The sequence below is a fragment of the Streptomyces sp. NPDC001093 genome (genome assembly GCF_040298985.1).
GTDB lineage: Bacteria > Actinomycetota > Actinomycetes > Streptomycetales > Streptomycetaceae > Streptomyces.
Genome location: NZ_JBEPBF010000026.1, coordinates 83,210 through 90,457, shown reverse-complemented (window position 1 = coordinate 90,457; position 7,248 = coordinate 83,210). Strand labels below are relative to the sequence as shown.

6 protein-coding genes are annotated in these 7,248 nt (G+C 74.1%); 3 read left to right on the top strand and 3 right to left on the bottom strand.

The genetic code is table 11. The annotated features are described in order from the left end of the window. Window positions 1–205 precede the first annotated feature (205 nt). Window positions 206–1,951: a malto-oligosyltrehalose trehalohydrolase gene (gene treZ, locus ABT288_RS16155; protein WP_351607501.1), complete on the bottom strand. Its 1,746-nt coding sequence runs from the start codon at window positions 1,949–1,951 to the stop codon at window positions 206–208. A gap of 191 nt (window positions 1,952–2,142) precedes the next feature. On the opposite strand from treZ, the gene ABT288_RS16150 reads away from it, so the two are divergent. Continuing rightward, window positions 2,143–2,694, top strand: coding sequence for an FHA domain-containing protein (locus ABT288_RS16150; RefSeq protein WP_351607500.1), 552 nt, complete (start codon window positions 2,143–2,145; stop codon window positions 2,692–2,694). Window positions 2,695–2,802: 108 nt separating this feature from the next. Next, a complete protein-coding gene (locus ABT288_RS16145) occupies window positions 2,803–3,231 on the top strand; it encodes an SSI family serine proteinase inhibitor (RefSeq protein WP_351607498.1) in 429 nt (142 codons plus the stop codon). Window positions 3,232–3,272: 41 nt separating this feature from the next. Here the strand turns inward: ABT288_RS16145 and ABT288_RS16140 are convergent, their stop codons facing one another. Together ABT288_RS16140 and ABT288_RS16135 are read right to left on the bottom strand one after the other, a co-directional pair. Continuing rightward, window positions 3,273–4,523, bottom strand: a complete 1,251-nt coding sequence (locus ABT288_RS16140; RefSeq protein WP_351607497.1) for a M14 family zinc carboxypeptidase — start codon at window positions 4,521–4,523, stop codon at window positions 3,273–3,275. 138 nt (window positions 4,524–4,661) lie between these two features. Beyond that, on the bottom strand, window positions 4,662–6,206 hold the full coding sequence (locus ABT288_RS16135; protein WP_351607495.1) for a dihydrolipoyl dehydrogenase: 1,545 nt from the start codon (window positions 6,204–6,206) through the stop codon (window positions 4,662–4,664). Between the two features lie 111 nt (window positions 6,207–6,317). On the opposite strand from ABT288_RS16135, the gene ABT288_RS16130 reads away from it, so the two are divergent. Then, window positions 6,318–7,220 (top strand): LysR family transcriptional regulator, encoded by a 903-nt coding sequence (locus ABT288_RS16130; protein WP_351607493.1) that lies wholly within the window; start codon window positions 6,318–6,320, stop codon window positions 7,218–7,220. The last annotated feature ends 28 nt before the right edge of the window (window positions 7,221–7,248 follow it).

The window sequence follows — 7,248 nt, the reverse complement described above, 5'->3', positions numbered from 1 at the left end:
GTTCGCCGCCCGCTTCGGCCGGACCGACGCCGAGATCAAGCAGCTCAAGGACTACCTGCGCGCCCAGGGCCTGACATGCCGCCGGCGCTGTGGGCAGTCGGACCGCGGACGGTACGGCCGGGCGCGGAGGCACCGGCCAGCGCCCGCCCGGTGCCCCGGGAGCCGCAGCCCCGGTACCCCCGCCGCCTCGGCCGCGGGGCCCGGTTCAGGGCTGCGCCAGCACCACGCACGACTCCCCGGGCACCTGGAGCAGGCCGTCCTGGCCAGGCGGTTCGACCTGGTCCCAGGCCGCGAGAACCACCGCGGGGCGGGTGCCCAGGGGGATGGCCGCCGGTGCCTTGCCCAGGTTCACCGCCACGCACACGTCACCGCGCCGGAAGGCCAGCCAGCGGGCGTCCTCGTCGTACGCCACCTTGGTGTCGGCCAGGTCGGGATCGGTGAGGTCCGGCTGCTCGTGGCGGAGGGCGATCAGCCGGCGGTACCAGGCGAGCACGCGCGCGTGGGGCTCGCGTTCCGGTTCCGACCAGTCCAGGCAGGAACGCTCGCGGGTCGCCGGGTCCTGCGGGTCCGGTACGTCCTCCTCGGCCCAGCCGTGCGCCGCGAACTCCCGCCGCCTGCCCCGCCGTACCGCCTCGGCCAGTTCCGGATCGGTGTGGTCGGTGAAGAACTGCCAGGGCGTGCCCGCCGCCCACTCCTCGCCCATGAACAGCATCGGCGTGAACGGCGAGGTCAGCGTCAGCGTCGCCGCGCAGGCCAGCACACCGGGGGAGAGGCGGGCGGAGAGCCGGTCGCCCTGGGCCCTGTTGCCGACCTGGTCGTGGGTCTGGCTGTAGCCCAGCAGCCGGTGCCCGGCCACCCGCGCGCGGTCCAGCGGCCGGCCGTGGTGCCGCCCCCGGAAACCGGAGTACGTGCCGTCGTGGAAGTAACCACCGGTGAGCGTCTTGGCGAGCGCGGCGAACGGGGCACGCGCGAAGTCCGCGTAGTAGCCCTGCGACTCCCCGGTCAGCGCGGTGTGCAACGCGTGGTGGAAGTCGTCGTTCCACTGCGCGTGCAGCCCGAGGCCGTGCTCCGCGCGCGGGGTGATGACCCGCGGGTCGTTCAGGTCCGACTCGGCGATCAGGAACAGCGGCCGGCCCAGTTCCCCGGCCAGCGCGTCCACGGCCGTCGACAGCTCCTCCAGGAAGTGGCACGCGCGCGTGTCGTACAGGGCGTGCACCGCGTCCAGCCGCAGCCCGTCGACCCGGTAGTCCCGCAGCCACGCCAGCGCGCTGCCGACGAGGAACGCCCGCACCTCGTCCGAGCCGGGCCCGTCCAGGTTCACCGCCGAGCCCCACGGCGTGTGGTGCGCGTCGGTGAAGTACGGCCCGAAGAGCGGCAGACAGTTCCCGGACGGGCCCACGTGGTTGTGCACGACGTCCAGGACGACCCCCAGGCCGAGTTCGTGCGCCCGGTCCACGAACCGTTTCAGCGCCTCGGGACCGCCGTACGGCTCGTGCACCGCCCACAGCGACACCCCCTCGTAGCCCCAGCCGTGCCTCCCGGGGAACGGGCACACCGGCATCAATTCCACGTGGGTGACGCCCAGTTCCACCAGATGCTCCAGCCGGGCCGCGGCCGCGTCCAGGGTGCCCTCGCGGGTGTACGTGCCCACGTGCAGCTCGTAGAGCACCGCACCCGGCAGCCCGCGCCCCGCCCACGGCCCGCGCCACGCGTACCGCCCGTGGTCCACCACCGCGCTCAGCCCCTCCGGGCCGTCCGGCTGGCGGCGCGAGCGCGGGTCGGGCCGCACGGGCCCGTCGTCCAGCGCGAAGCCGTACCGGGCGCCGTCCCCGGCCTCCGCCTCCCCCGTCCACCAGCCCGCCCGCTCCGGATCGCGCGCCAACGCGTGCGTGCCGCCCTCGCAATGGAGCGTCACTCGGCCTGCCTGCGGTGCCCACACCTCGAACTGCACGGACGGTTCCCCTTCGTCTGTGATCTCTCGCCTGCTCACCGTGATGTCCCGCGTCCCCATCGTGCCCGCCGGGACGATCAAACCGCTTTCGAATCCGGCCTTTCCCGGTGGGTGTCGTGGAAGTACCCGCAGATCGGCGCCGATTCCCCGTTTTCTGGACACCCGGGGTTCACTGCCCGACAATCGCCTGCGTGACGTCGTCCTTCGAGTTCTCCACCTACCCCGCGCGGCTGTCCGACGCGCAGCGCGACAAGGCGCTGCAGGTGCTGCGTGACGGCGTCGCCATGGGCCGGCTCTCGCACGACACGTTCGTGCGCCGCATGGAGCTGGCGCTGGCCGCCCGCCGCGCCGACGAACTGGCCGCCCTCGTCGCCGACCTGCCCCGGGAGAACCGCTTCTCCCGCGCGGTCTTCGGCACCGTCGAGGCCGTCTCCGGGTTCACTGTACGGCTGCGCCGGGCCTGGCAGGCCGAACGGCTGCCCAAGCTGCTGCTGCCGCACCCGGCGCACACCCACCCGCTGCGCATCGGCCGCGACCCGTCCAACGGGCTGCGCCTGAACCACGAGACCGTCTCCCGTGTGCATGCCGAGCTCAGCCGCCAGGGCGGCATGTGGGTGCTCAGGGACCTCGGCTCCACCAACGGCACCACCGTCAACGGCCGCCGGGTGATCGGCTCGGTCGTGGTCCGCGAGGGCGACCAGGTCGCCTTCGGCAGGATGGCGTTCCGGCTCGCCGTGAGCTGAGCGGCGCCGGCCGGTGGCGTGCGAACCGGCTCACCCTCACGGGCGGGTGACGAACCGATCGGGTGAGCCGGGCTGTGGAAGGCGGGCCTGTGTGCCGATGCATCGGTCATGACGTACATCACCCGAGTCACCGCCGCCGTCGGCGCCCTGCTCACCTGTGCCGGCCTTCTCGCCGCGGCCCCGGCCCAGGCGGCCCCCCGCACCACGTTCCCCCTCAGCGACAACTGGCTCTACGTCACCGTCACCCCCGGCGAGCGGGCCCAGTCAGGTGACAAGCACGGCACGCTGCTGCTCTGCGACCCGCTGCCCCTGGGGTACGCACGTGCGGCCGAGGCCTGTGCCGAACTCGCGGAGGCCGACGGCGACATCGCGCGCATCCCGCAGAAGAAGGGGGTCTTCTGTCCGATGATCTTCGCCCCCGTGACCGTCCGGGCGCACGGGCAGTGGAACGGCCGGCCGGTCGACTACCAGGAGACCTACTCCAGCAAGTGCGCCATGGAAACACGGACGGGAGCGGTGTTCGCCGTCGACCACTGAGCCCGGCCGCCGGGCGGCGCGACACGGGCGGCGCGGAGGCCTCACGCCGCCCGTTCCCGGGCCTGCTGCGCCGCCACCAGCACCGTCCGGGACTGGTGCTCCACCTGGTGCTCCAACGGCACCCAGCGGGCCCGGAACCGTGCTGCGAAGGCATCGCACCAGTCGACGACGAGCTGTTCCAGCCGCGGCGCCGCCCGGTCGTCGGTCTCCCGCAGCACCCGCAGCAGCATCGCCGCCGCCCGCAGCGGCAGCCGCCGCCCGAAGGCGTCCACACTGCCGACGTACGCCATCGTCGTAGCGGCCGGCGGGGTGTGGATCCAGTCCTCGGCCAGGCCCGGGATCAGCTCCAGCGCCCAGCGCGCCGCCCGCAGCAGCGGACCGTCCGCGCCGTCGAGGCGGGGCAGCGCCTCGGCGAGGATCCGCTCCACCTCCAGCGAGTCCCGCAGCAGCCGCTGCGCCAGGCGCCGCATCGCCGCCGCCGGTGCCGGGTGCGGTGCCGGATCGTCGACCAGGTCGCTCGCCCACATCGGCACCTCCACCACGGCCGTCAGACCGCCGTAGCGGTGCGCGTGGTACCAGGTGCTGTGCCGGGCGTCGTCCGGCATGCTCGGGTAGGCGGCGCCCGAGTCCGGGCCGGGCATGACGTGCACCCCGGGGCCGGAGGCCGGCCAGCCGGCCGCGTCCGAGGCGCCCGTCTCCACCGGGATGTGCAACTGCGCCGCCGACTTGGCGAACGGCTCCGCGAGCCCCGGCACGTCCTTGGTCAACTGCACCCAGCTGCCGCCCAGATCGGTGCCGTGCAGGGTCACCTGGAGGTAGGGCCGCAGCTCGTCGATCACCCCGGTCAGCGCCCGGGTCTCGGGCGGCAGCCGGTCCGGCGGCAGCACGGAGGGCGACCACTCCGGCTGCTCGGCGCCCGTCGGCCGGTAGAAGCCGAGGTGGTAGTCGAGCAGGCTGCGCGGCGCCGGCGTCACATGCAGGCTCGCCCCGTCCGGATCCGCGCACAGCAGGAAGTGCCAGGACGTGTCCGCCCGCAACTCCCGCTCGGCCAGCACGCGTTCGGCCAGCACCCGCAGCGTGGAGCCCCCGGTCGGCTCGTTGGCGTGGGCGCCGGCGACCACCAGCACCGCCCGCCGGGCGTGCCCCACCGACAGCAGGTGCAGGGGTCTTCCCCCGCGCGAGACGCCCACCTGCCTGAGCGAGGACAGCCCGGGTTCCTGAGCGGCCAGCGCCTGTGCAGAGGCCACCAGTTCGGGAACGCTGGGATAGCGCAGCTCCGGCAGAAGACTCACCCCCGACTTGTTCCCGCCCGGCCTCGCCCTCCAAGTCCCGCACGCGAAAGGTGAACTGTCAAGCATCTGACGGGGGAGGCTACCGGGGCGCCCGGACGGAGTCGCGGGGGCGCGGCGAGCGCGGTGCGTGCCGTGGGTTCACTGCTGATGCAGGCCGCGTCCCGCGAGCGTCAGGAACACCTCGCCCACCGCCTCCGACAGCGTCGGGTGCGCGTGCACGTGCCGGGCCACGTCCGAGGTTTCGGCGTCCCAGCCGACGATCAGCTGGCTCTCGGCGATCATCTCCGACACGTTCGGGCCGACCAGGTGCACCCCGAGCACCTGCCCGCCGCCGGCCTCGGCGACGACCTTCACCATGCCGCCCAGGCCGTGCACCATGCCCTTGGCCACGGCGGTCAGCGGCATCGTGTTCACCTCGACCTCGCGCCCACGCGCGCGTGCCTCCGTCTCACTCAGCCCCACCGAGGCGGTCTGCGGCGAGGAGTACGTCACCCGGGGCACGGCCGCGTAGTCCACCGGGGCCGTCCGCAGCCCGGCCAGCGTCTCCGCGACCAGCAGGCCCTCCGCGAACGAGGCGTGGGCGAGACCGAGCGAGGGCGGCGGCAGCAGGTCCCCGACGACGTGGATGCCCGGCACGGCCGTCTCCAGCCGGTCCCAGTCCGCCGGTACGACGAACCCCCGCTCGTCCGTCGTCAGGCCGGCCGCCGCCAGGTCCAGGCCCTCGGTGACCGGCGCCCGGCCCACGGCCACCAGCAGCCGCTCCGCCCGCACCGTGCGCGTCTCGCCCCGCGCGGTGCGCACACGCGCGCGTACGCCGTTCACCAGCACCTCCGCGTCCAGCAGCCGCGCGCCCGCCTGCACATCGATCCCGCGCTTCTTCAGCCCGCGCGTCAGATGACGGCTCACCTCGGCGTCCTCCAGCGGAACGATCCGGTCCGCGGCCTCGACCACGGTGACCTCCGCGCCCATGGACCGGTGGAAGGAGGCGTACTCCACGCCGATCGCGCCCCCGCCCAGCACCAGGACGGATGCCGGCAACCCCGGCGCGAACAGGGCGTCGTCGCTGGTCACCACGCGTCGCCCGTCCGGTTCGAGCCCCGGGAGCGTGCGCGGGCGTGAGCCGGTCGCGAGCACGATGCCCCGGCGCGCGGTGAAGTCGTGCACGCCGAGCGCGGATTCGCTGTGCGCGAGGCCGGGCGTGGGCAAAGAGTGCGCGCCGGGCGCGCTCCCAAACGGCGCGCACTCCGCCCCCACGCCCTCCACGCCCCCCACGCCCTCCACGCCCCCCGCGCCCTCCACGCGCACCGTGCGCGCTCCCGTCAGCCGTGCGCTGCCCCGCACCACCCGCACGCCGGCGTGCGCCAGATGCGCTTCGACCCCCTTGTGGTTGCGCGCCACGATGTCGTCCCGCGTGGCCACCAGCGCCGCCCAGTCGACCGAGTCCAACGTGGCCTTCACACCCCACCGCTCGCGCGCCTCGGCGATGCCGTCGACCAGTTCGGCGGCGTGCAGCATCGCCTTGCTCGGGATGCAGCCGCGGTGCAGGCAGGTTCCGCCGACCTTGTCGCGTTCGACGAGGACGACGTCAAGTCCGAGGGCGGCGGCGCGCAGGGCGGTGCTGTAACCGCCCGTGCCGCCGCCGATGACGATGACGTCCGCAGTGTTCGTAGCCTGTGTGGTCATGTCCCCACCCTCCGTCCGGCCCTCGTCATGAGTCCAAGGCAATGTTCTTGTGGGCGCCATGCAGGATGCTTATGGGGCGATGCTCATGACTCGTAGGGGAGGGGCGCGGAGTTGAGCCTGCGGCAGATGGAGTATTTCGTGACGGTCGTCCAGGAGGCGTCCTTCACCCGCGCGGCGGAGGCCCTGCACGTCACCCAGCCCGCGCTCTCGCACCAGATCAAGGCGCTGGAGAAGTCGGTCGGCGGCGCCCTGCTGGAGCGCATGGCCCGCGGCGTGCGCCTCACCCCGATGGGGCGGGCCTTCCTGCCGCACGCCGAACTCGCCGTCCGCAGCGCCGCGCAGGCCCGCCGCGCGGCCCGCGCCACCGCCGGCGCCGACGGCGGCGAACTGCACGTCGCCACCCTGCACTCCCTCGCCGTGGGCGTCCTGCCCGATGTCCTCGCCCGCTGGCGCAAGGCCCATCCCCGGGTCCTGCTGCGGCTGCACGAGTACGCCACCGCCGAGGCCCTGGAGGAGGCCGTCCAGCGCGGCACCGCCGACCTCGCCTTCGGTCCGGTGCCGGACGCCCCGCCGGGCATCGTCGTACCGGTCGGCGAAGAGGAACTCGTCCTGGTGGTCCCGTTCGACGACCGGCTGGCGGGCCGTACGACGGTGACGCTGCCCGAACTCGCCGACCGCGCCTGGGTCCGCTGCGCGCTGGAACCCGTCGTCCACGGCGAGCGCTTCCTGGACTGGGCCTGCGGCAAGGCCGGATTCCGGCCGCGGACCGCCTTGTGGACCGAACACTCCTCCACGGCCGTGCGCATGGCGGCCGCCGGGGTCGGCGTGTGCACCGCGTCGGCCGACGTCGTGCGCGGTGCGGTGGGTGAGGACTGTGTGATCCTCATCCCCGATCCGGCCTGGAGGCGCCCTCTGGCCGTCTACGCGCGCGTGCCGCCCACCGGCGCCGCCGAGGCCTTCGTGGACCTGCTCCGCGCCACATGGCCCGCCCCCGCAGCCGCCCCGGCCCGCTGAGGCTCTTCAAGCGGTTTCCCCTGTGCCG

Excerpts from the sequence above, each read along its gene's own strand:
- ABT288_RS16145 (WP_351607498.1), top strand. The coding sequence starts at position 2,803 with ATGACGTACATCACCCGAGTCACCGCCGCCGTCGGCGCCCTGCTCACC.
- ABT288_RS16135 (WP_351607495.1), bottom strand. The coding sequence starts at position 6,206 with ATGACCACACAGGCTACGAACACTGCGGACGTCATCGTCATCGGCGGC.